Raw genomic sequence first — 21,156 nt, forward strand, 5'->3', positions numbered from 1 at the left:
ACCGGGACCAGTCCGCTCGACGCCCGCGAGGGCTAGGCCGTCGCCCGCCGCATGTGGCTGGGCCGCAGGCCGCCGTCCCGCTGCATGATGCGCCGCAGGGCCGAGGGGTCGGCGTAGCCGACTCGTCGGGCGATCTCCTCGACCGGCAACCGCGTGGTCTCGATCAGATCGGTGGCGGCCTCGATGCGCATCCGCTGAAGGAAGCGGATCGGCGAGAGGGCGGTCGCCCGCTCCACCCTACGGGCGAATGTCCGCGGCGCCAGGCCCGCCGCGGCGGCCAGGTCGGCGACCTTCAGGTCCTGGTCCAGCCGTCCGCGCGCCCAGGCCTCGGCCCTGGCCACATGATCGTCGGCCGCCGCCAGATAGCTGAGCGCCATGTAGCGCGACTGCGAGCGCCGCTCGTCCATCAGCAGGTAGCGCGAGCAGCGGGCCGCCAGTGAGGCGCCGCCGAGCCGCGCCACCAGACTCAGCATCAGGTCCATCTGCGCCATGGCGGCGCCGGCCGTGGTCACGCCGCCGTCGCGGACGATCAGCTCGTCCATCACCAGCTCGATGTCGGGATGCATGCGCGCCAGCAGCGGCGCCAGCCACCAGGAGGTTGTGGCCCGCCGCCCGTCGAGCAGCCCGGCCCGGGCGAGCAGGAAGGCGCCCGAGCAGGACGTCGCAACCTCTATTCCCTCGTCTCGCGCCCAGGCCAGACGTGCGGCGGCCGACTGCATATCGGGGTCTTGCAGTCGGCGCTCGATCGCTTCGGCGTCGGTCAGAGCCAGACCAGGCACGATCACCAGGTCAGGCCGCGCGCCCGGGGCCGCGGCGCCCATCACGGCCGACCAGGCCTCAGCGCCCGAGCCGCTGGCCCAGACTCGGAAAGGCCCGCCGCCCGCCCGGCGCGCGGCAAGCTGATTGGCGGTGGCCAGCAGCTCCAGGGTCAGGGCGACGCTGGACGGGGAGGATCCGGCCAGGATCAGCACCTCGATCTCGATCATTGTCCTAAATTGCCTGTCTAATGTCATTTTCGACACTAGCGGCCGCATGTCCTCGCCGCCAGCCTTGGCCGACGGACACGGGAGGCGCAGATGAGCTTTGTCGGCGGATGTTATTGCGGGGGGCTGCGCTATCGCGCCGAGGGCCAGCCCATCCTGAAGGGCGAGTGCTACTGCAGAGCCTGCCAGCACATCAGCGGCGGCGGTCCGCACCTCTTCATGATCATGCCCGCCGCGGGCTTTTCCTGGACGGACGGAGAGCCGGCGCGCTTCACCAAGCCGGACCTGGAGGGCGCTGTAACCCGCGAGTTCTGCCCCCATTGCGGAACCGCGGTGGCCACCCGGCGGCCCGGGCTGGAGGCGGTGATCCTGCGCATCGGCACACTGGACGATCCGGCCGAGTTCGGCGCGCCGCGGGTGGCGATCTTCACCGCCCAGAAGCAGGGCTTCCACGTGGTCCGAGAGGGCCTGCCGGCCTTCCCCGATATGCCCGGCTAACGCCGAGGCGCGTGGGCGATGCGCAGGATGTTGGCCGCGCCCGGCGAGCCCATCGGGAAGCCGGCCAGGATGATCACCCGCTGGTTGGGCTCGGCCAGTTCGGCGCAGACCGCTTCGTCCACCGCCACTCGGGCCAGTTCCTCGGGGTCGTTCGGCTGGATCACCACGCGCGGCTCCACGCCCCAGACCAGGCAGAGCTTGCGGGCGGCCTTGATGTTGGGCGTCAGGGCGAGGGTCGGCTGCAAGGGCCGCTCGCGCGCCAGGCGCAGCGAGGTGCGGCCGGTCGTCGTGAAGGCGGCGATGCAGGCGGTCGAGGCGCTTTCGGCCGCGCGGCTGGCCGCGGCCACCAAAGCGTCGGCGTCGGCGTCCTCGATCGGATACTCGGCGCGCATCAGCTCAGGCCAGCGCGGATCCTGCTCCACCCGGGTCAGGATGCGGTTCATGATCGTCACAGCCTCGAGCGGATACTCCCCCGCCGCGGTCTCGGCCGACAGCATCACCGCATCGGCGCCCTCATAGACCGCCCCGGCGACGTCCGAGGCCTCGGCGCGTGTCGGCGTCGGGGCGTGGATCATCGATTCCAGCATCTGGGTGGCGACGATCACCGGGATGCCGCGGGTGCGGGCCGCGCGGACCAGCGCCTTCTGCACCACCGGCACGTCCTCGGGATTGAGCTCCACGCCCAGGTCGCCCCGGGCCACCATCACCCCGTCACAGAGGTCGAGGATCTCGTCGAGCGCCTCGATCGCCGCCGGCTTCTCGATCTTGGCGAGCACCGCGGCGCGGCCCTGCACGATCTGGCGCAGTTCGGCCATGTCGGAAGCGCGCTGTACGAAGGAGAGCGCCACCCAATCGACGTTCTGCTGCAGCGCGAAGGCCAGGTCTTCGCGGTCCTTGGCGGTCAGCGCCGGAATCGGGATCGCATGGCCAGGCAGGTTCAGACCCTTGTGGTTCGAGAGCTGGTCGCCCGACAGCACCTCGGTCTCGGCGAAGCCGGGACCGTTACGCCGAACCCGCAGCCGCACCTTGCCGTCATCCAGCAGAATGTCCGAGCCCGGCCGCAGCACGCTGAAAACCTCGGCCAGCGGCACGCCCACCCGGCTGGCGTCGCCCGGCTCGTCCGAGACGTCGAGGCGGAAGTCCTGGCCGACCTTCAGCCGCACCGTCCGGTCGGCGAACTCGCCCAGCCGGATCTTCGGCCCCTGCAGGTCGGCAAGCACGGCGAGCGGCCGGCCCACCGCCGCCTCGGCGGCGCGGACATTGGCGATGGTGCGCGCGTGATCCTCGTGCGTCCCGTGGCTGAAGTTCACCCGAAACACGTCGGCGCCTGCGCTGGCCAGCTGCACGACCTTCCCAGCCTCGCGGCTGGCAGGTCCCAGGGTCGCAACGATTCGGGCGCGGCGGGCGCGGATCATCTGATCTCCATTGGCTTTGGACAGGCGCGCGGCCGCATCGCGGCGCGCCCGGCGCCCGCACTATGCCTTATCGGGACGATGTGACGAGTGTTTCCCGCAGGCCACGCTTGCGCCCCTACGCGGCCCTAGGGTTCGATCGGCAAGAACCTGAAGCCGGCTCGCGAATTTCCTGACGAATGACCCAGTCCCTCGACCTCTTTCCCATCGGCAACTGCGCGGCCAGCGGCCTGATCGACCGAGCCGGCCGGCTCGTCTGGGCCTGCGCCCCCAGGGTGGACGGCGACCCGATGTTTTCGAGCCTGCTCGGCGCCGATCCCGACGCAGAGCCAGAATCCCACGGCCATTGGGGCGTCGAGGTGGAGGATCTGGCCGACGTCTCCCAGACCTATCTGCGCAATACTCCGATCCTGGTGACGCAGATGTCCGACCGCTCGGGCGCGAGCCTGCAGGTGATCGACTTCTGCCCGCGCTATCGGCAGTTCGGCAGGATCTATCGCCCGCTCGCCTTCATCCGCCTCGTCCGTCCCTTGAGCGGCACGCCAAAAGTGCGCATCCGCCTGCGCCCGACCGTGAACTGGGGCGAGCGGCCGGCTGGCCGCACCAGCGGCTCCAACCACATCCGCTTCGTGGGCGGCGAGACCACCCTTCGGCTGACCACCGACGCGCCGGTGTCGCACATCCTCGACGAGCGGACGTTCCGGCTGGAGGAGCCGGTGGCCATGTTCCTGGGCCCCGACGAAGGCTTCGACGCCGACCTCGCCAGCACCTGCGAGCGAATGCTGAAGGAGACCACAGACTACTGGCGCAGGTGGGTGCGCACGCTGTCGGTGCCGCTGGAATGGCAGGAGGCGGTGATCCGCGCGGCGATCACCCTGAAGCTCTGCGCACATGAGGAAACCGGCGCCATTGTCGCAGCCCTGACCACCTCGATCCCTGAACACGAGGGCAGCGGCCGCAACTGGGACTACCGCTACTGCTGGCTGCGGGACGCCTATTATGTGGTCCAGGCGCTGAACCGGCTCGGCGCCGCCGACATGCTGGAGAACTATCTCGGCTATCTGCGCAACCTCGTCGACCGCACGCGCGGCGGGCACATTCAACCCCTCTATGGCGTGGGGATGGAGCCGTCTCTGACCGAGCATTTCGCCGCCCACCTGCCCGGCTATCGCGGCATGGGCCCGGTGCGGGTCGGCAACCAGGCCCACGAACACCTTCAACATGACGTGTACGGACAAATCATTCTGTCGACGGTGCAGGCTTTCTTCGACGAGCGGCTGTTCAGGCCCGCCACCATCGAGGATTTCCGCGCCCTGGAGCCGGTCGGCGAGCGCGCGTTCCAGCTGCACGACAAACCCGACGCCAGCCTGTGGGAGTTCCGCGGCCGCGAGAACATACATACCTATTCGGCGGTGATGTGCTGGGCCGCCTGCGACCGCCTGGGCAATGCGGCCGCCAAGCTCGGCCTGACGGAGCGGGCCGACTACTGGAACGCCAGGGCCGCCACCGTCCGCGCCGCCATCGAGGAGCGGGCCTGGAACGCCAAGCTCGGCCGCTTCGCCGCCACCTTCGGCGGCGAGGAGCTGGACGCCAGCCTGCTGCAACTGGTCGACGTCCGGTTCGTCGCGCCCGACGACCCACGCATGGCCGCGACCATCGCCGCGGTCGAGAAGGGTCTGCGCCGCGGACCCTACATGCTGCGCTACGCCATCCCCGACGACTTCGGAGAACCGAAGACCGCCTTCAACATCTGCACCTTCTGGCTCATCGAGGCGCTGCACCTGTCGGGCCGGACCGACGAAGCGCGCCAGCTGTTCGAGGAGATGCTGAACCGCCGCACCGCCGCGGGCCTGCTGTCCGAGGATATCGCCTTCGACGGCGCCGAGCTGTGGGGCAACTATCCGCAGACCTATTCGCTGGTCGGGCTGATCAACTGTGCGACCATGTTGTCCAGGCCCTGGGCGTCGGTTCGCTAGCCGAATCAGCGCAGGCTCATGGGGTGACGCTGAAAGGGCGACCCCATGCTGCACGCCACCGAGACCCTGCACCGCTACGAAGCGCGCACCTTCGACGACGCCGTCTACGAAATTATCGGGGCGAGCTTCGAGGACGCGGCGCTGGAGTTCGCCGACCTGTTCCACCAGAGCGCGGTGGAGCTGACCGACTGCGAGACCGGCGAACGCCGCTGCTTCAGCCTCGACGTCGCCTGACGGCCGGGCGGTAGATCTTCCCGCCCGCCGGCCGCACCCCCGGCGCAGCGGCGGCGGCGTTGAACGCCGCCTGGGCCGGCGAACCCAGGAAGGCGCGATTGGCCTCCACGCTTTCCCATTCGGCATAGTTCACCACCCGCCGCCCGCCCGCGACGATGTGATAATGGCCTGCGATCAGACCTGCGGGCGCGCCAAGCGCCGGATCGGTCATGGCCGCGATCAGGCTCTCGGCCTGCGCCTGGCCGTCGGTCTCGAACTCGATCACGGCCACCGCGCCGGGCGCGCGACCGGGCTTGGCGATGCGGCTGCGGTGCAGACGGCAAATCATCGCGTCCTGGCGCATCACGCCCGGCACCACGGCGTCGAGACCGGCGACGCCCGCCGCCGCCGCGCCCTCCCATTGCAGGTAGTGCAGCAGACCCATGCCGTCTTCGCCGATCAGGCAGGCATGGGCGACGAGGTCTTTCGGCCAAGCGCCTTCCCACGACGACATCGCGATGTCGGCGGCGGCCCGGGCGAGACCCGAGGCAAGGGCCTGCCAGCGGGCGATCTGCACCTCGCCGACCTGCGGATCTGCGACCTGCGGCGCGGGTTCGGCTCGCCACGACGGCGGCAGGACGGAGGGGGCGACGAACATGGGGAATCCTTCTCTTTGCCAGGGGAAGGACGCCTCGCTACAACCTCAACTTAAGTTGAGGTCAATAGGGTGACGAAGATGAGCCTGCCGCCGCGCGAGCTGACCGTCGGCGACCTGGCCCGCCGCAGCGGGGTCGCGGTCTCCACCATTCATTTCTACGAGACCAAAGGCCTGATCCGCGGCTGGCGGACCGCCGGCAACCAGCGGCGCTATCCCCGCGGCATGCTGCGGCGGGTGGCGGTGATCAAGGCCGCCCAGCGCACAGGCATCCCGCTGGCGGTGATCGCCGAGGCGATGGCCAAGCTGCCCGAGGACCATGCGCCGAGCGCCGCGGACTGGCGGGCGATGTCCTCGGCCTGGCGGGCCGAGCTGGACGCGCGCATCCTGACGCTGACGCGGCTGCGCGACGCGCTCACCGAGTGCATCGGCTGCGGCTGCCTGTCTCTGACCGCCTGCCCGCTGCGCAACCCAGGGGATGCGATGTCCGGCCTCGGCCCCGGCGCGCGGCTTCTGGATCCCTCTTAGTCGTACCAGGCGCGGCCTGAGCGCTCGATCAGGGCGAAGGCCCCGGCCGGCCCCCAGCTGCCCGCGGCATAGGGCTTGGGCGCCATGGACGATTCACGCCAGGCCGCCGCAACGCCGTCGATCCATTCCCAGGCGCGCTCGACTTCGTCACGGCGCACGAACAGGGTGCTGTTGTTCTGGATCACATCGAGGATCAGCCGCTCGTAGGCGATCCGCCGGCGCGAATTCGGCCCCGAATAGGCCTTGGCCAGCGACAGCGACAGCGGCAGCGACTGCAGGCGCATGCCGCGCTCGGCGAGGCCCGGCGCCTTGTTCATCAGCAACAGTTCGATGTCCTCGTCGGGCTGCAGGTCGATGACAAGGCGATTGGCGACGAGGTCGGCCTCGGCCGCGCCCTCGAAAATCGAGTGCGGCACCGGCTTGAACTGGATGGCGATCTGCGTGCGCCGCTCGGGCAGGCGCTTGCCGGTGCGCAGGAAGAACGGCACCCCCGCCCAGCGCCAGTTGTCGATATCCGCGCGTAGGGCGACGAAGGTGTCGGTGTCCGTCGGCTGGCCGCGCTCGGCCTCATAGCCGTCGGCCGCCTTGCCCGCCACGACGCCGGGCGTGTACTGGCCTCGCACGCTGACGGTCTGGACATCGGCGCGGGTGACCGGGCGCAGCGAGCGCAGCACCTTGACCTTCTCGTTGCGCACGCTGTCGGGCTCCATGTCCGACGGCGGCTCCATGGCCACCAGGCAGAGAAGCTGCAGCATGTGGTTCTGCACCATGTCGCGCAGGGCGCCGTACTCGTCGTAGTACGGCCAGCGCTCGCCCACGCCCTCGGTCTCGGCCACGGTGATCTGCACGTGGTCGATGGTCAGGTTGTTCCAGAGCGGCTCGAACAAAGTGTTGGCGAAACGCAGGGCCAGCAGGTTCTGGACCGTCTCCTTGCCGAGATAGTGGTCGATGCGGAAGATCGACTCCTCGGGGAAGGCCTCGGCCACGGCGGCGTTGATCACCTTCGAGCTTTCGAGATCGCGGCCGATCGGCTTCTCCAGCACGATGCGCGCGCCGGGACCGGTCATGCCGGCCGCCGCCAGGGCCGCGCAGACGCGGCCATAGATGCTGGGCGACAGGGCGAGAAAGTACATCGGAGCCTTGGCGGCGCCCATGGCGGCCTTGAGCTGCTCAGCGCCTTGGGCGGTCGTGCCGTCGGCGCCGACATAGCTGAGGCGCTTTTCGAACCGCGCCCAGACCTTGGGGTCGAGGCCCTCTGCGCCTGTGCGCGCCGAGACCGCCGCCTTGGTCTGCTCCACGAAGGCCTCGCGGGTCATTTCGGCCCGGGCGGTGGCGACAATCGCGAAGCCCTCGGCGAGGAAGCCGTCGGCGTCGAGGAAGTACAGGGATGGGAAGAGCATCTTCTGGGCGAGGTCGCCCGTGCCGCCGAACAAAACGATTACATCGGCGAGAGGCTGCTCTGCCATCGGGGTCACCTTTTCGCGAGAATCCTGCTTGATGCGCGCATAGCGGCGTTCTGGGGTGCAACGTCAAGTCCCCACGTGTCCGGCCTCGGATCGAACCGCGTCCCTGGGCGTTCCGGTTGAGCTGGCGGGGCGAAGCGCGCACATGAGTATCGACGAACTGAGCATTGGGCTGGACCAGCCCCCGAACCAATTGATCCTGGACGGCGCGGCGCTGTTCCTGGATCTCGACGGCACCCTGGCGCCTATCGCCGCGCGGCCAGAGGACGTGCGTCCCGACCCGCGGCGCAACACCCTGCTGACGAAGCTGGCCCAACGGCTGCACGGTCGGCTGGCCGTGGTCAGCGGCCGCTCGCTGGACGACATCGACCGCATCCTGGAGGGGCGGATCGCCTGCGTCGCCGCCATCCATGGACTGGTCCGCCGCGACGCGCACGGCGTGGTGGGCGAGGCGCCGCAGCATCCCGGCCTGGCCGCGGCGCGGGCCGCGCTCATCGACTTCGTCGCCGCCGATCCACGCCTGCTGATGGAGGACAAGTCCCTCAGCCTGACCCTGCACTACCGCCTGGCGCCGGACCGCGCCCAGGAAGCGGTCGATCTGGCGGAGCGGCTCGCGACGGTCACGGGCCTAGCCCTCCAGCCCGGCGACATGGTGGTCGAGCTGCGCACGCCCGGCGCCAGCAAGGGTGACGCGATCCGCGCCTTCATGGCCGAAACGCCCTTCAGGGGCGCGCGCCCGGTGTTCCTGGGCGACGACATGACCGACGAGCACGGCTTCTTCGCCGCCCAGCAGCTGGGCGGCTACGGCGTGCTGGTTGGACCGCCCCGGCGCACCGCCGCCCGCTATCGGATGGAGGGGGTCGAGGCCACCCTGGCCTGGCTGGAGCAGGCGAGATGAGCCGCCTGATCGTCGTCTCCAACCGGGTAAATCCGCCGACTGGCCGCGGCGGCGAGAGCGTGGGCGGACTGGCCATGGCGCTTGCGGCGGCGCTTCGCGAATCCTCCGGGCTCTGGTTCGGCTGGAGCGGCCAGACCACCGCCGAGTTCAACGGCCGCCTGAACCTCCAGCGTGTCGACGAGGTGACCATAGCGACCGTCGACCTCGAGGAGGCCGATGTCTCGGAGTACTACAACGGCTACGCCAACAAGACCCTGTGGCCGCTGTTCCACTACCGGCAGGATCTCACCGCCTACGACCGCTCGTTCGACGAAGGCTACCAGCGCGTCAATCGCCGCTTCGCCGAGACCCTCCGCCCGCTGATCGAAGAGGGCGACCTGATCTGGGTGCATGACTATCACCTGATCCCGCTGGCGCGGGAACTGCGCAAGCTTGGGGTCACCAACCGGATCGGCTTCTTCCTCCATATCCCATGGCCTGCACACCAGCTGCTGATCACCCTGCCCCGCCACCGCGCCCTGGCCGAGGCCTTGTTCGCCTATGACCTGGTCGGCTTCCAGACGCCGGAGTATCGCCAGGCCTTCGAGGAGTACGTGGTCAACGAGGCGGCCGGCGTAGCGACGGGCGAGCGCAGCCTGCGGGCTTTCGGACGCACCCTCGCCATCGACAGCTTTCCCATCGGCATCGATGCGGCCGAGTTCGCACAGATGGCCGCCAGCCCGCGCGCCCAGCGCACCCACGACGTGATGGCCGCCCATACGGCGTTCCGGAAGATGATCGTGGGCGTCGATCGGCTCGACTACTCCAAGGGCATGGAGGAACGGTTCCTGGGCTTCGAGCGGCTGCTGGCCGAGCACCCGGAGCTGCGCCGCGAAGTGCTGTTCCTGCAGATCGCACCGCTCAGTCGCGAGGGCGTCGGCGCCTATCAGGAGATCCGCGCACGGCTCGACGCGCTGTCCGGGCGCATTAACGGCGAGTACGCCGACATCGACTGGAACCCCGTCCGCTACGTGAACCGCAACTATCGCCGCGACGAGCTGGCGGGCGTCTATCGTGCGGCCAAGGTCGGCCTCGTCACCCCGCTGCGCGACGGTATGAACCTTGTGGCCAAGGAATTCGTCGCCGCCCAGGATCCACAGGATCCGGGCGTGCTGGTGCTGTCGCGGTTCGCCGGGGCGGCCGGCCAGCTGGACGCCGCCCTGCTGGTCAATCCCAACAGCCCCGAAGAGATCGCCGAGGCCCTGCACCGCGCGCTCTCCATGGAGCTTATGGAGCGAATCGAGCGCTGGCGCGCTCTCTTCGACAACGTCCGGCGTGAAGACGTGACGGCATGGCGCGACGCCTTTGTCGGCGCCTTGGCCGCCACGCGCGGCGGCGATCAGGCCCGGACCGCCGAGGGACCGTTCTATGGCGAACAAGCTCGCCCGCTATCAGTCCATGCGGGACTTCAACCAGACGTCCGAACCTTCGGGACGGGCGAAGGTGAAGCCGGCGAAACACCTGCGCTACGTGATCCAGAAGCACGCCGCGACCCGCCTGCACTACGACTTCCGGCTGGAACTGGACGGGGTGTTCCGGTCATGGGCCGTGACCAAGGGGCCGTCTCTCGACCCCCACGAGCGTAGGCTTGCCGTCGAGGTCGAGGACCATCCGCTCGACTACGGCGACTTCGAAGGCGTCATTCCCAAGGGTCAGTACGGCGGCGGCGCCGTCATGCTGTGGGATCGCGGCTACTGGGCGCCGGAGCCCGGGACCGACGTGCACGAGGGCCTGAAGAAGGGCGACCTGAAGATCGTTCTGGAAGGCGAGCGCCTGCACGGCGGATTCGTCCTTGTACGGATGAAACACGACCGCAACGGCGGGAAGCGCAACAACTGGCTGCTGATCAAGCACAAGGACCAGTTCGCTCGCGAGGGTGACGACGACGCGCTGCTCGAGGACAATGCGACCTCGGTCGCCTCGGGGCGGGCGATGGAGGAGATCGCCGCGGGCAAGGGGAAGGCGCCGAGCCCCTTCATGACCGCGCGCCCGGGCAAGGCCGACGGCGTCTGGCAGAGCAAACCCCGCGGCCAGGCCAAGCAGGCGCCGCCTTCGAAGCCGACCGCAGGCAAGGCTGGCAAAGCTGGCAAGGCTGTCGCGATGCCGGAATTCGTCGAACCCCAGCTCTGCAAGTCCGCCGCCAAGCCGCCGGCGACCTCAGGCTGGGGCCACGAGGTGAAGTTCGACGGCTACCGGCTGCAAATCCGGGTTGAGGGCGGCAAGGCCGTGATCCGCACCCGCAAGGGCCTGGACTGGACCGAGCGGTTCAGCTCCATCGCAAAGGCCGCGGCCGCGCTGCCCGACTGCGTGCTGGACGGAGAGGCCGTCGCCCTCGATGGCAATGGAGAGCCCAGCTTCGCAGCCCTGCAGGCGGCGCTGTCGGACCGCCGCGGCGACGAGCTGATCTACTATGCGTTCGACCTGTTGTTTGCGGAGGGCCGCGACCTGCGTGGTATGCCGCTGCGCGAACGCAAAGCCGCGCTGAAGGATCTGCTGGGCGAGGACGCGCCGCACCTGCGCTATGTCGAGCACTTCGAGACCTCGGGCGAGGCGGTCTGGCGCTCGGCCTGCCGGCTCGACCTGGAAGGCATCGTCTCCAAGCGCCTCGACGCCCCCTACCGCTCTGGCCGCTCCGACGTCTGGATCAAGGCCAAGTGCCGGGCCGGTGAAGAGGTTGTGGTCGGCGGCTGGACCGGCGCCAAGGGACGTCTGCGCTCGCTGCTGGTAGGCAAGAACAGGGGCGGCAAGCTCGTCTATGTCGGCCGCGTAGGGACCGGCTTCGGCAGCGAGACAGTCCGGCGGTTGTTGCCCAAACTGGAGGCCGTGGCCGCCAGCAAGAGCCCCTTCACCGGCCCCAACGCGCCGGCCAAGGAAGGCGACGTCAACTGGGCGCGGCCGGACCTCGTCGCCGAAATCGAGTTCGCCGGCTTCACCGCCGACGGCAATGTCCGGCAGGGCGCCTTCAAAGGTCTGCGCGAGGACAAGCCGGCCGCGGAGGTGCAGGCTGAAGATCCGATCCCCGCGGAGGAGGCGCAATTGACCAAGCCTGTCGCCCAGCCCAAGCGTCGCGCCGGTCCGCCAAGCGTCCTGGGCGTGACGATCAGCAATCCCGACAAGCCGCTCTGGCCTCGGTCCGCCGACAGCCCCGAGCCCGTGACCAAGCTGGAACTGGCGCAATATCTCGAGGCTATAGCCGACTGGATGATGCCGCACATCGAAGGCCGCCCTTGCTCGGTCATCCGCATTCCCGACGGCATAGAGGGCGAGCAGTTCTTCCAGCGTCACGCCGGCAAGGGCGCTTCTCCGCTGATCTCGCAGGTCGAAGTGTCCGGCGACCACGCCCCCTACCAGCAGGTCGACCGGCCCGAGGCGCTGGCCGCCCTGGCCCAGAGCGGGGCGGCCGAATACCATCCGTGGAACTGCCGGCCGCACGCGCCGGAGATCCCCGGCCGGCTGATCTTCGACCTCGATCCCGGTCCGGATGTCGATTTCGCGGATGTGGTGGCGGCGGCGCGCGACGTGCGCGACCGGTTGGAGGAACTGGGGCTGATCGCCTTCTGCAAGACCACCGGCGGCAAGGGACTGCACGTGGTGACCCCGCTCTCCCCGCCAAAGAGCGAGCTTGACTGGCCGGCGGCCAAGGCTTTCGCCAAGACCCTGTGCGAACGTATGGCCGCCGAGGAGCCGGACCGCTACGTCGCCAACATGTCCAAGAAGCTGCGGGGCGGCCGGATTTTCCTCGACTACCTGCGCAACGACCGGCTCTCCACCGCTGTCGCGCCGCTGTCGCCGCGGGCGCGCGAGGGGGCGACCGTCTCGTTCCCCCTGACCTGGAGCCAGGTGCGCGCCGGCCTGGACCCTGCCCGCTACACGATCCGCACCGCGCCGGGCCTGCTGGCCAAGACCACCGCCTGGGCCGACTACGTCGACAGCGAACGGTCTCTGGAGACCGCAATCAAGCGTCTGGGCTGAAATATCCGGCCATCCGAGCGCCCCTTTGATGAACCTAACCCGAACATGGCGGTTCAGGCTGTGCTCAAGCGCGATCCTTCAGGATGGCGTTGTTCGATACGGAGAGACCACGCCATGAAAAAGTTTCTGACCGCCGCCATGGCCCTGAGCATGGCCGCCACCGCCGGTGTCGGCACAGCGTTCGCCCAGCCCTATGGCGATCACCACCGCGACAAGGCCGAGCGTCACTACGACCGGCAAATGGACCGCGCCGAGCGCAAATATGACCGCGACGTGCGCAAGGCCGAGCGCCGTTACCGCGCCGCCGCCTATCACCGGCCGCCGGGCTACGCCTATCGCCATTGGAACCGCGGCGACCGCCTGCCCCCGTCCTATCGGGCCGAGCGCTACCGCATCTACAACTACAGCTACTACCGCCTGCCCCCGCCGCCCCGCGGCTACTACTACACCCGCGTCGACAACGACGTGGTGCTGACGGCCGCGGCCACCGGCCTGATCGCCTCGGTGATCGTGAACATGTTCCAGTAGGAACCGTCAGGACGCCCGCTTTCGAGCGGGCGTCTTTCTGGCGCTCGCCTTCTTGGCCCCGCTGCGGGGTTCGCTCCGCCGGCGGGAGCCGGAGCCCTCGCCCAGGCTTCGGCGCAGGGCCTCCATCAGGTCGATGACCTCCGCCTCCTTCGGCTCCTCGAGCTTCGAGACCACGCCGTGGTGGGCTTCCTTGTCGGCGATCAGCTTGCGCAGGGCGTCCTCGTAGCGGTCGTTGAACTCGCTCGGGTCGAAGTCGCCTTCGAGTTGCTCGATGATCTTTTCGGCGATGGCCACCATCTTCGGGTCGGCCTTGACGTCGGGAACGCGGTCGAAGAACTCGGCCGGATCGCGCACTTCCTTGTTGTTTCGCAGAGTGTAGGCCAGCAGGCCGTTGTCGCGCGGCTCCAGCGCCATGACCCGCTCGCGCTGGTGCATCACCACACGCGCCAGGGCCAGCTTGCGCGCGCCCTCCATCGCCTCACGGATAACGCTGAACGCCTCGACCGCCATCTCGCCATCGGGCGTCAGATAGTAGGGATCGTTCCAATAGAGCCGGTCGATGCCCTCGGCGTCGACGAACCGCTCGATGTCGATGGTCCGCGTCGTCTCCAGCCGTACGTTCTTGATCTCCTCGTCGGTGACGACCACGTACCGCCCCTTCTCGATCTCGTAGCCCTTGACGATGTCGGCTCGATCGACCGGACCGGTTTCCGGATCTGTGGGGATCATGCGGATGCGGTTGTGCGTCTCCTTGTGCAGCATATTGAAGGAGACGTCGGCGCTGCGCGAGGTGGCGGTGTAAAGCGCGACCGGACAGCTGACGAGCGACAGACGCAGATAGCCCTGCCAGGTGGGACGCGCGGCCATGTTGCTCCGACTCCCCGATAACCAGAGTCAGGAAACGCAAAGCTTGGCGATTCAGTTCTCCGGCAAGGCCAAGCTCGGCAGGACGAGCTGCTCCTGAGCGTCCAGCCGGTCCTTGTGAAAACGGGCGCGCACGCCGCTTTGGGCGCCGAATTCCACCAGTTCGTCGCGCGTCAGATCATAGGCCGGCCAGTCGATCCCGCACTTTGGGGCCCCGATCCTGGCGAAAGCGACCCAGCAGCCGTGCATCAGGCCCGTCATGGCCTTGTCATCCTCGGCGACCATGCTGAGCGGCGTGCGCCGCCCCCAGTATTCGAACACATACTGGATCTCGGCCGCATGGGCCGCGGTGGTCACCCCCATCGGCCGGAAGCGCGATCCGATATAGGAGAAATGGTAGAGAAAGGCCGGCTTGCCGCCCGCCGCGCGCGCGGCGATCCAACGGGCCGGCGCGACCATGTAGTGGTCGCCAAAGGCCGCCCGCACCAGGGCCTCGTCGCCCTTGGCCGCCTCCTCGGCGTAAATCGCCTTCACCGATGCCGGAATCCTGGCGGCCAGGGCCGCCGCATTGGGCAGGCTGCGGCCCATCAGCGAGTCCTCGCCGGAATTGGCGCCGATGATCAGCGGCACGTCGATCGCCCGGCCGGCGGCGAAGGCCTGGGCAGGGGTCTCCTTCAGCAGGCGCCCGTCCGGGAACGGCCCGTAGTCGGCCCCAGCGCCCGCCTCGGCCAGCTTGTCGGCAGGCAGGGCGCGCAGATCGGCGGCGCTGGGCGCGGAAAGACCGAGCCGCGTGGCGAGCGCGGCGCCGGCCTTCTCGTGATCGGCGAGGGTCGAAGGCCGGCTCCAACCGCCGCCCGACTGCACCGCCGCCTTCTGGAAAAGGCCGCTGGCCGATGGGGTGGCGAGCAAAGCGAGCGTGCCGCCGCCGCCCGCGCTCTCTCCGAACACCGTGACATTGGCCGGGTCGCCGCCAAAGGCGGCGATATTGCGCCGGACCCATTGCAGGGCGGCGATCTGGTCCATCAGACCGTAATTGCCGCCCTGGCCCTTGCCCAGCGCCGGATGGGCGAAATAGCCCAGCGGTCCGAGCCGGTAGTTGATCGCCACCAGCACCACGCCGTCGCGGGCGAAGTTCTGGCCGTCATAGATCCAGCCCGCTCCGGTCTTGTGGCCGCCGCCGTGCAGCCAGACCATCACCGGCGCCTTCTTCGTGGCCAGCGGCGCGAAGAGATTGAGCTGCAGGCAGTCCTCGCTCACCCGTCCATTGGCGCTGCCCTCGTTCGGCGATCCGTCGGGGTTCATCTTTTGCGGGCAGGACGGGCCGTTGGCGGTCGCGTCGCGCTCGCCCTTCCAGGCCGGCGGCCGCTTCGGCGGCGCCCAGCGCAGGGGGCCGACCGGCGGGGCGGCATAGGGCACGTTGCGGAAGATGCGGGCGCGCTCGGTCCGGGTCCCGACCAGCACGCCGCTCTCGACCCTGACCTTCGGCGCCTCTGCGGCCTGCGCCGCGCCGGCCAGGGCCAGGGCTCCCAGGACGATCGCACTCCAGCGCAGCATGGCGTTTCCCCCCGGTTCGCGGCGAGGGAGGATTCGGCGCAAAGCCGGGCCGGTCAAGGCTCAGTGGAAGTCACGGCTGCGGATCAGGCCGCCGGTCACCCGGTTGTGGATGCGTGGGGCCGGGCCGTCCTCGGCCTTCATCTCGGCCAGACGATGGGAGAGGTCGGTGAAGCGGCGCGCGACCACGTGCACGACGTTGCTCTCGCTCTGGACCTGGCCGTGCACGACCAGGAAGGACGAGGTCATGACCAGCCGCCGGTTGGAGGTGAAGGCGTCCTGCCAGACGACGATATTGGCGACCCCCGTCTCGTCCTCCAGGGTCATGAAGGTGACGCCCTTGGCGGTGCCCGGCCGCTGGCGCACCAGCACCAGCCCCCCGACCGTGACCAGCCGCCGGTCGCGCAGGTTCGCCAAGTCCCTGGCTTTCACCGCGCCCAGGCTATCGAGGCTGCTGCGGAAGAAGCTGACCGGGTGGGCGCGAAGCGACAGGCTGGTGGTGCGGTAATCCTCCTCCACCTCATGCGGGAGAGTCATCAGGGGCAGTTCGACCTGGTGCTCCTTGACTCCCATGGCCGCCAGCAGCGGCGCGTCCTTGAGGCTGCTGGCTTCGTCCGCCAGTCCCTTCACCGCCCAAAGGGCTTGGCGGCGGGTAAGACCCAGGCTGGCGAAGGCGTCGGCCTCGGCCAGAAGCTCCAGCGAGCGGCGCGAGAGCTGCGCCCGCACGGCGAAATCCTCGATGCTGCGAACGCCCGCGGTTCGGGCCTTCATCAAACGTTTCGCCTCTTCCTCACTGAACCCCTTGATCTGGCGCAGGCCGAGCCGCACCGCGCGCAGATGTCCAGGCTTGGTCGCCGTCTCCAGGGTGCAGTCCCAGTCGCTGGCCAGCACGTCGGGGCCGCGCACCTCCACCCCATGCTCGCGCGCGTCGCGGACCAGCTGGGCCGGCTGGTAGAAGCCCATCGGCTGGCTGTTCAGCAACGAGGCCAGGAAGGCGTCCGGCCAATGACATTTCACCCAGGCCGAGGCGTAGACCAGCAAGGCGAAGCTGATCGCGTGGCTTTCCGGAAAACCATAGGATCCGAAGCCCTCGATCTGTTTGAAACAACGTTCGACAAAGGCCGGATCGTAGCCCCGCGCCTTCATGCCTTCGAGGAACTGCTTTTCGTACTCCCCGACATTGCCATGGTGGCGGAAGGTGGCCATGGAGCGGCGCAGGCCGTCTGCGTCGTCTTCCGAGAACTGCGCGGCCTCAATGGCGATGCGCATCGCCTGCTCCTGGAACAACGGCACGCCAAAGGTCTTGCCGAGGATGCTGACCAGTTCGTCTCGCGGGAAACCCGGGCCGGGACGCGGGTAGTCGATCGGCTCTATGCCGTTGCGCCGCTTCAGGTAGGGGTGGACCATGTCTCCCTGGATCGGGCCGGGGCGGACGATCGCCACCTCAACCACCAGGTCGTAGAACTTCCTCGGCTTCAGTCGCGGCAGCATCGACATCTGCGCCCGGCTTTCCACCTGGAAGACGCCGATGGAATCCGCCTTGCAGAGCATGTCGTAGACCGCCGGGTCCTCCTGCGGGATGTGGGCGATGTCGGTGATCTTCCGCCCCGCCGCCGCCTCCGGGATCATGTCGAAGCTCTTCTTCAGCGCAGTCAGCATGCCCAGCGCCAGCACGTCGACCTTCATCAGGCCGAGCGCATCAATGTCGTCCTTGTCCCACTCGATGAAGGTGCGGTCCTTCATCGCCGCATTGCCGATCGGCACAGTCTCGTCCAGCCGCCGCTGGGTCAGCACATAGCCGCCGACGTGTTGGGACAGGTGGCGCGGGAACTTCAGCAGTTCGGTCGCCAGCCGCACCGCCCGGCGGATCTGCGGATTGGTCGGATCGAGGCCTGCCTGGATGATGTAGCTGTCGGGCACCTCTTCGCCCCAACTGCCCCAGATGGTGCCGGCCAGGGCGGCGGTGACGTCCTCGGTCAGGCCCAGCGCCTTGCCGACCTGGCGGATCGCCATGCGGGGGCGGTAGTGGATCACCGTCGCCACGATGGCCGCGCGGTGGCGGCCATATCGGCGATAGACGTACTGCATCACCTCCTCACGGCGGGCGTGCTCGAAATCCACATCGATGTCGGGCGGCTCGCCTCGTCGTTTCGAGATGAAGCGCGAGAACAGCAGGTCCTGATCGTCCTTGGTCGGATCGACCGCCGTCACCCCCAGGCAGAAACAGACGCAGGAATTGGCCGCCGACCCGCGCCCCTGGCAGAGAATGCCTTCATCGCGCGCCCAGCGGACGATGTCGTGGACGGTCAGGAAGTAGTTGGCGAAGCCGAGCTCCTCGATCAGGTCCAACTCGTGCTCGAGGGTCTTGCGTTCCTTCTCGCCCATGCCCTTGTCGAAACGCGTCTTGGCGCCTTCCCAGGTCAGGTCGCGCAGATGCTGGATCGCCGTTTTGCCGGGCGGCACGGGCTCGTCGGGGTATTCGTACTTGAGCTGCGAGAGATCGAACTCGATCCGCTCGGCGATCTCGACGCTGCGCTCGACCGCGCCGGGAAAGCGGGCGAACAGCCTGTCCATCTCGGCCGGCGCCTTCAGGTGGCGCTCGGCGTTGGCCGCGAGCCGCAGCCCCGCCTCTTGGATCGTGCAGGTTTCACGGATGCAGGTCAGCACGTCCTGCAGGTTCCGCCGGTCGGGGACGTGATAGAGCACGTCGTTGGTGGCGACCATCGGCGCGCCTGCGTCCTGCGCGAGGGCCGCCAGCTTCGACAGCCGTTGGAGGTCGCGCGGGCCGTAGGGCCGCGAGGCGGCCAGCCAGACGTTCCCCCGCAGATCGCCGGCGATCTGCGCCAGCCGGCGCTCAAAGACCTCATCGAGACGGTCGGGGGGGACGACCAGCGCCAACTGCCCCTCGCAATGATCGGCGAAGTCCGCCCAGTGCAGCTCGCACTCGCCCTTTTCCGAGCGCAACTGACCCACTGTCAGCAACCGGGTCAGGCGGCCATAGGCCTCGCGGTCCGAGGGGTAGCAGAGCAGCGAGGGCGTGCCGTCGGCGAAGTCGAGCCGGCAGCCGGTCAGGGCCCGGATCGGCACGCCGGCCTTCCGCAGCTGCTCCATCTGCGACCAGGCCCGCACCACGCCGGCCAGAGAGTTGCGGTCGCAGACCCCGAGGGCTTCCAGTCCCAGTATCGCCGCCGCACTGACCAGTTCGTCCGGGTGCGAGGCGCCGCGCAGGAAAGAGAAATTGGTCGTGACCTGAAGCTCGGCGTAGCGGGTCATCCGAACACCCCGTGCAGCCACCAGCGGGCCGCAGCGCCGTCCTGATAGAGCCCTTCTCGGAACACCCAGAACCGCGCGCCGTCCTGGTCTTCGACCCGATAGTAGTCGCGGACGTGGGCCGTGCTCGTCCTGTCGATATCGCCGCGCCACCATTCCTCGGCGATGCGTTCGGGGCCCTCGGCGCGGGCCACCCGGTGCGTGCGCTTGCGCCACTGGAACTGGCGGGGCGGGTCGTCGGGGGTCAGCGCCATGACCAGCTCCAGCGGCTCGGGCTTGCGGAACAGGCGCAGAGGCCGCGGGGCTTCCGGATTCCAGCCATGCGGAGCCGACGGGGCCAGCGGGGCCGCAGGCTTGGCCGACAACTCGGGCACATGGCTTTCGACCGGGGCGGCCTTCCAGACGCGGCCCTCGCCCAGGCGATTGGTCAGGCGATCGACCAGCGGGGCCAGCCCGTCCTCCATGGCGGCCTCGGCGCCGGCGTCCAGCCGGACCTGGCGGCCGGAGATCGGCTCCACCCCATCGGCCTCCAGGGTGACGACCTCGATCCCGAAACCAGGGTCGACGGTCTCCAGCTTGGGCTTGGTAAGCGCCGCGATCCGCGCCGGATCGCGGGCGGCCAGCGACAGCCCCACCTCAAGCGGCAAGGCCAGACCGTCGACCCGGTGGAAGACGATGCGGAACCGCCGCGCCCCCTGGCCCTCGCGCTCCAGCCGCTCGCACAGCTTGGCGGCCACGTCGAAGCTCACTCTCTGCAGATCCTCCAGGGCGCTGATCGGCTCGAAGAAGGCCAGACGCGCAAACCAGGGATGCGGCGGGCGGCGGAAGGTCAGGGCCTCCTCGGCTCGGCCCATAGCCTGGTCGATCCGCGTCAGGGTCTGCTGGCCGAAGCGCCGGGCCAGGGGCGCGCGCGGCAGGCCGAGGATCTGAAACAGAAGGCGCAGGCCCAACCGCTCCATCTGGGCGGCCGCCTCCGGCTCCAGCCGCAGGGCGGCGGGCGGCAGATAGGCCAGCAGGTCGGCCTGGCCGTTGGGCGGGGCGATGATCTCCGCCCCCTTGCCGTGATGGGCGAGAGCCCAGGCCGCGCCGGGCGTGTCGGCCACCGCGCAGCGCACATGGATCCCGTTTGCGGCCAGCCGCGCGCGATAGTCGGCGACCAGCTGCGCCTCCCCGCCCCACAGATGCGCGACGCCGCTGATGTCGAGGAACAGTCCGTCCGGCGGATCGGCGGCCACTGCGGGCGAAAAGCGCACCGACCAGTCGACCAGGGCGGTCAGGGCCTGCGCGTCCGCCTCCGGCTCGGCGTCGGCGGTGACGAGGTTCGGCGTCAGGGCCATGGCGTCGGCCGCCTTCTGGCCGGCGAACAGGCCGAGCATGCGCGCCGCCTTGTCCACCGCCGCCAGCCGCCGCGCGCCCTTGACGGTCTCGACCAGGGCGAAGGCTTCAGGCGGACAGTCGGAAGGGTTGCGCCGGCGCCAGTTGGCGATCGCCCAGTTCGGCGACCAGGCGCAGAGGATGCGGGCCATGCTCGGCCTCCCAGGTGTATGCGTCGGCGGCCTCCAGAAGCCAGGCGCCGGTCCGCCCGCCCCGGCAGCGCTCCAGTTCCGCCCGCCAGCGCGGCGGGCCGAGGCCGAATTCTCCCGCCCCAGGCTGGCTGGGGGCGGGCGTGATCTTCCAGCGGGTGGCCGCGGCCGAGCCAGCCTCACGTACGCCTGTCCCGCCATAGGGCCGCCTGCGGATGACGAAGCCGGTGGCGCCCCGTTTCTCGCAAGCCAGTTGCAGACGCCGGCCCGCGGTCAGGTCCACCGTCTCGACCTCGGCGAAGACCGCGCAGACCCCGACAGTCGAGAGCGCGTCCTCGGCCACGGCCAGGGCTTCGTCCTCGTCGCGGGCGCAGACCTGGATCAGCCGTTCAGCCGGGAAGCCCAGGCCCGCCAGGCCGGGTGCGAAAAGATCGTCCCGCCGCAGGATCCACACCGCCTCCCCGCGCCGGGCCAGGGGCGCGGCGGCCAGGGCGGCGAAGGCGGCCGGGCAGGCTCCGGTCTCCACCTCCATCCCGACGCCGACGAACTCGTGCCATTGGCCGAGCGGCAGGCCGCCCCCCGGCAGGCAGGCGTCGATCTCGCCCGCTTCGAACGGCAGCACGCCGAACCCGGTGCGCCCGCCGGCCTCCATGGCCGCGATCCTCGCCTTCAGGGCTGCGAGGCGCCCGTCGCGAAAACCGGACATACCGAACTCCAAGTTCTACTTTTGTTCTAGTTTTGGCGACGCAGGAGTCAAGCACCTGCCGGTGGCGCCGGCTGAAG

At 69.2% G+C, this 21,156-nt stretch carries 16 protein-coding genes and 1 pseudogene; 8 read left to right on the top strand and 9 right to left on the bottom strand.

Annotated elements, in window-relative coordinates:
• Positions 1 to 32: 32 nt before the first annotated feature.
• Positions 33 to 986, bottom strand: coding sequence for a GlxA family transcriptional regulator (locus ACE3T2_RS17720; protein WP_374659758.1), 954 nt, complete (start codon positions 984 to 986; stop codon positions 33 to 35).
• A 90-nt stretch (positions 987 to 1,076) separates the two neighbouring features.
• Here ACE3T2_RS17720 and ACE3T2_RS17725 point away from each other — a divergent pair, with 90 nt between their 5' ends.
• Positions 1,077 to 1,481 carry a GFA family protein gene (locus ACE3T2_RS17725; protein ID WP_374659760.1) on the top strand — a complete coding sequence of 135 codons (405 nt, stop codon included), beginning with the start codon at positions 1,077 to 1,079 and terminating at the stop codon, positions 1,479 to 1,481.
• On the opposite strand, the gene pyk is transcribed toward ACE3T2_RS17725, so the two are convergent.
• A complete protein-coding gene (gene pyk, locus ACE3T2_RS17730) occupies positions 1,478 to 2,896 on the bottom strand; it encodes a pyruvate kinase (RefSeq protein WP_374659762.1) in 1,419 nt (472 codons plus the stop codon). The genes ACE3T2_RS17725 and pyk overlap by 4 nt on opposite strands.
• Positions 2,897 to 3,072: 176 nt before the next feature.
• Here pyk and ACE3T2_RS17735 point away from each other — a divergent pair, with 176 nt between their 5' ends.
• Both ACE3T2_RS17735 and ACE3T2_RS17740 read left to right on the top strand, forming a co-directional pair.
• Positions 3,073 to 4,869, top strand: coding sequence for a glycoside hydrolase family 15 protein (locus tag ACE3T2_RS17735; RefSeq protein ID WP_374659764.1), 1,797 nt, complete (start codon positions 3,073 to 3,075; stop codon positions 4,867 to 4,869).
• A 45-nt stretch (positions 4,870 to 4,914) separates the two neighbouring features.
• Positions 4,915 to 5,103: a DUF5961 family protein gene (locus ACE3T2_RS17740; protein ID WP_374659766.1), complete on the top strand. Its 189-nt coding sequence runs from the start codon at positions 4,915 to 4,917 to the stop codon at positions 5,101 to 5,103.
• Here ACE3T2_RS17740 and ACE3T2_RS17745 read toward each other — a convergent pair.
• A complete protein-coding gene (locus tag ACE3T2_RS17745) occupies positions 5,084 to 5,740 on the bottom strand; it encodes a hypothetical protein (protein WP_374659768.1) in 657 nt (218 codons plus the stop codon). The two genes, ACE3T2_RS17740 and ACE3T2_RS17745, sit on opposite strands and share 20 nt — an antisense overlap.
• A gap of 78 nt (positions 5,741 to 5,818) precedes the next feature.
• On the opposite strand from ACE3T2_RS17745, the gene soxR reads away from it, so the two are divergent.
• Positions 5,819 to 6,265, top strand: coding sequence for a redox-sensitive transcriptional activator SoxR (soxR, locus tag ACE3T2_RS17750; RefSeq protein ID WP_374659770.1), 447 nt, complete (start codon positions 5,819 to 5,821; stop codon positions 6,263 to 6,265).
• Here soxR and zwf read toward each other — a convergent pair.
• On the bottom strand, positions 6,262 to 7,731 hold the full coding sequence (zwf, locus tag ACE3T2_RS17755; protein ID WP_374659772.1) for a glucose-6-phosphate dehydrogenase: 1,470 nt from the start codon (positions 7,729 to 7,731) through the stop codon (positions 6,262 to 6,264). The genes soxR and zwf overlap by 4 nt on opposite strands.
• Positions 7,732 to 7,873: 142 nt before the next feature.
• Between zwf and otsB the strand changes: the two genes are divergently transcribed.
• The 4 genes and pseudogenes from otsB to ACE3T2_RS17775 all read left to right on the top strand — a co-directional run bounded on the left by otsB (position 7,874) and on the right by ACE3T2_RS17775 (position 13,165).
• Entirely contained in the window at positions 7,874 to 8,626 is a 753-nt protein-coding gene (gene otsB / locus ACE3T2_RS17760) for a trehalose-phosphatase (protein WP_374659774.1), read from the top strand.
• Positions 8,623 to 9,972 (top strand): annotated as a pseudogene (locus ACE3T2_RS17765) (trehalose-6-phosphate synthase); the annotation flags it as partial. The gene otsB and the pseudogene ACE3T2_RS17765, both read left to right, overlap by 4 nt.
• A gap of 61 nt (positions 9,973 to 10,033) precedes the next feature.
• Complete coding sequence (ligD, locus tag ACE3T2_RS17770) at positions 10,034 to 12,637, top strand: DNA ligase D (RefSeq protein WP_374659776.1); 2,604 nt, start codon at positions 10,034 to 10,036, stop codon at positions 12,635 to 12,637.
• Between the two features lie 114 nt (positions 12,638 to 12,751).
• Positions 12,752 to 13,165 (top strand): RcnB family protein, encoded by a 414-nt coding sequence (locus ACE3T2_RS17775; protein WP_374659778.1) that lies wholly within the window; start codon positions 12,752 to 12,754, stop codon positions 13,163 to 13,165.
• 6 nt (positions 13,166 to 13,171) lie between these two features.
• Here the strand turns inward: ACE3T2_RS17775 and ACE3T2_RS17780 are convergent, their stop codons facing one another.
• From ACE3T2_RS17780 to ACE3T2_RS17800, 5 genes are read right to left on the bottom strand one after another with little or no spacing between them, the layout of a single operon-like run.
• Entirely contained in the window at positions 13,172 to 14,032 is an 861-nt protein-coding gene (locus tag ACE3T2_RS17780; RefSeq protein ID WP_374659780.1) for a Ku protein, read from the bottom strand.
• Between the two features lie 51 nt (positions 14,033 to 14,083).
• Positions 14,084 to 15,583: a carboxylesterase/lipase family protein gene (locus tag ACE3T2_RS17785; protein ID WP_374659782.1), complete on the bottom strand. Its 1,500-nt coding sequence runs from the start codon at positions 15,581 to 15,583 to the stop codon at positions 14,084 to 14,086.
• Between the two features lie 60 nt (positions 15,584 to 15,643).
• The gene (locus ACE3T2_RS17790; protein WP_374659784.1) at positions 15,644 to 18,853 is read right to left on the bottom strand and encodes an error-prone DNA polymerase; all 3,210 of its coding nucleotides are present in this window, start codon (positions 18,851 to 18,853) and stop codon (positions 15,644 to 15,646) included.
• Positions 18,850 to 20,376: a DUF6504 family protein gene (locus ACE3T2_RS17795; RefSeq protein ID WP_374659786.1), complete on the bottom strand. Its 1,527-nt coding sequence runs from the start codon at positions 20,374 to 20,376 to the stop codon at positions 18,850 to 18,852. Before ACE3T2_RS17795 ends, ACE3T2_RS17790 begins: the two co-directional genes overlap by 4 nt.
• Positions 20,294 to 21,079: an ImuA family protein gene (locus ACE3T2_RS17800; protein ID WP_374659788.1), complete on the bottom strand. Its 786-nt coding sequence runs from the start codon at positions 21,077 to 21,079 to the stop codon at positions 20,294 to 20,296. The genes ACE3T2_RS17795 and ACE3T2_RS17800 overlap by 83 nt, the downstream gene beginning before the upstream one ends.
• Between the last annotated feature and the right edge of the window lie 77 nt (positions 21,080 to 21,156).

The sequence above is a fragment of the Phenylobacterium sp. genome, from assembly GCF_041919955.1.
Taxonomy (GTDB): Bacteria; Pseudomonadota; Alphaproteobacteria; order Caulobacterales; family Caulobacteraceae; genus Phenylobacterium.

Bases quoted from the DNA above. Each gene is read 5' to 3' on its own strand.
- otsB (WP_374659774.1), top strand. From the start codon at position 7,874: ATGAGTATCGACGAACTGAGCATTGGGCTGGACCAGCCCCCGAACCAA.
- ACE3T2_RS17740 (WP_374659766.1), top strand. From the start codon at position 4,915: ATGCTGCACGCCACCGAGACCCTGCACCGCTACGAAGCGCGCACCTTC.
- ACE3T2_RS17720 (WP_374659758.1), bottom strand. From the start codon at position 986: ATGATCGAGATCGAGGTGCTGATCCTGGCCGGATCCTCCCCGTCCAGC.
- ACE3T2_RS17790 (WP_374659784.1), bottom strand. From the start codon at position 18,853: ATGACCCGCTACGCCGAGCTTCAGGTCACGACCAATTTCTCTTTCCTG.
- ACE3T2_RS17795 (WP_374659786.1), bottom strand. From the start codon at position 20,376: ATGGCCCGCATCCTCTGCGCCTGGTCGCCGAACTGGGCGATCGCCAAC.
- ligD (WP_374659776.1), top strand. From the start codon at position 10,034: ATGGCGAACAAGCTCGCCCGCTATCAGTCCATGCGGGACTTCAACCAG.
- ACE3T2_RS17745 (WP_374659768.1), bottom strand. From the start codon at position 5,740: ATGTTCGTCGCCCCCTCCGTCCTGCCGCCGTCGTGGCGAGCCGAACCC.
- ACE3T2_RS17785 (WP_374659782.1), bottom strand. From the start codon at position 15,583: ATGCTGCGCTGGAGTGCGATCGTCCTGGGAGCCCTGGCCCTGGCCGGC.
- ACE3T2_RS17725 (WP_374659760.1), top strand. From the start codon at position 1,077: ATGAGCTTTGTCGGCGGATGTTATTGCGGGGGGCTGCGCTATCGCGCC.
- ACE3T2_RS17735 (WP_374659764.1), top strand. From the start codon at position 3,073: ATGACCCAGTCCCTCGACCTCTTTCCCATCGGCAACTGCGCGGCCAGC.
- ACE3T2_RS17800 (WP_374659788.1), bottom strand. From the start codon at position 21,079: ATGTCCGGTTTTCGCGACGGGCGCCTCGCAGCCCTGAAGGCGAGGATC.
- pyk (WP_374659762.1), bottom strand. From the start codon at position 2,896: ATGATCCGCGCCCGCCGCGCCCGAATCGTTGCGACCCTGGGACCTGCC.
- zwf (WP_374659772.1), bottom strand. From the start codon at position 7,731: ATGGCAGAGCAGCCTCTCGCCGATGTAATCGTTTTGTTCGGCGGCACG.
- soxR (WP_374659770.1), top strand. From the start codon at position 5,819: ATGAGCCTGCCGCCGCGCGAGCTGACCGTCGGCGACCTGGCCCGCCGC.
- ACE3T2_RS17780 (WP_374659780.1), bottom strand. From the start codon at position 14,032: ATGGCCGCGCGTCCCACCTGGCAGGGCTATCTGCGTCTGTCGCTCGTC.
- ACE3T2_RS17775 (WP_374659778.1), top strand. From the start codon at position 12,752: ATGAAAAAGTTTCTGACCGCCGCCATGGCCCTGAGCATGGCCGCCACC.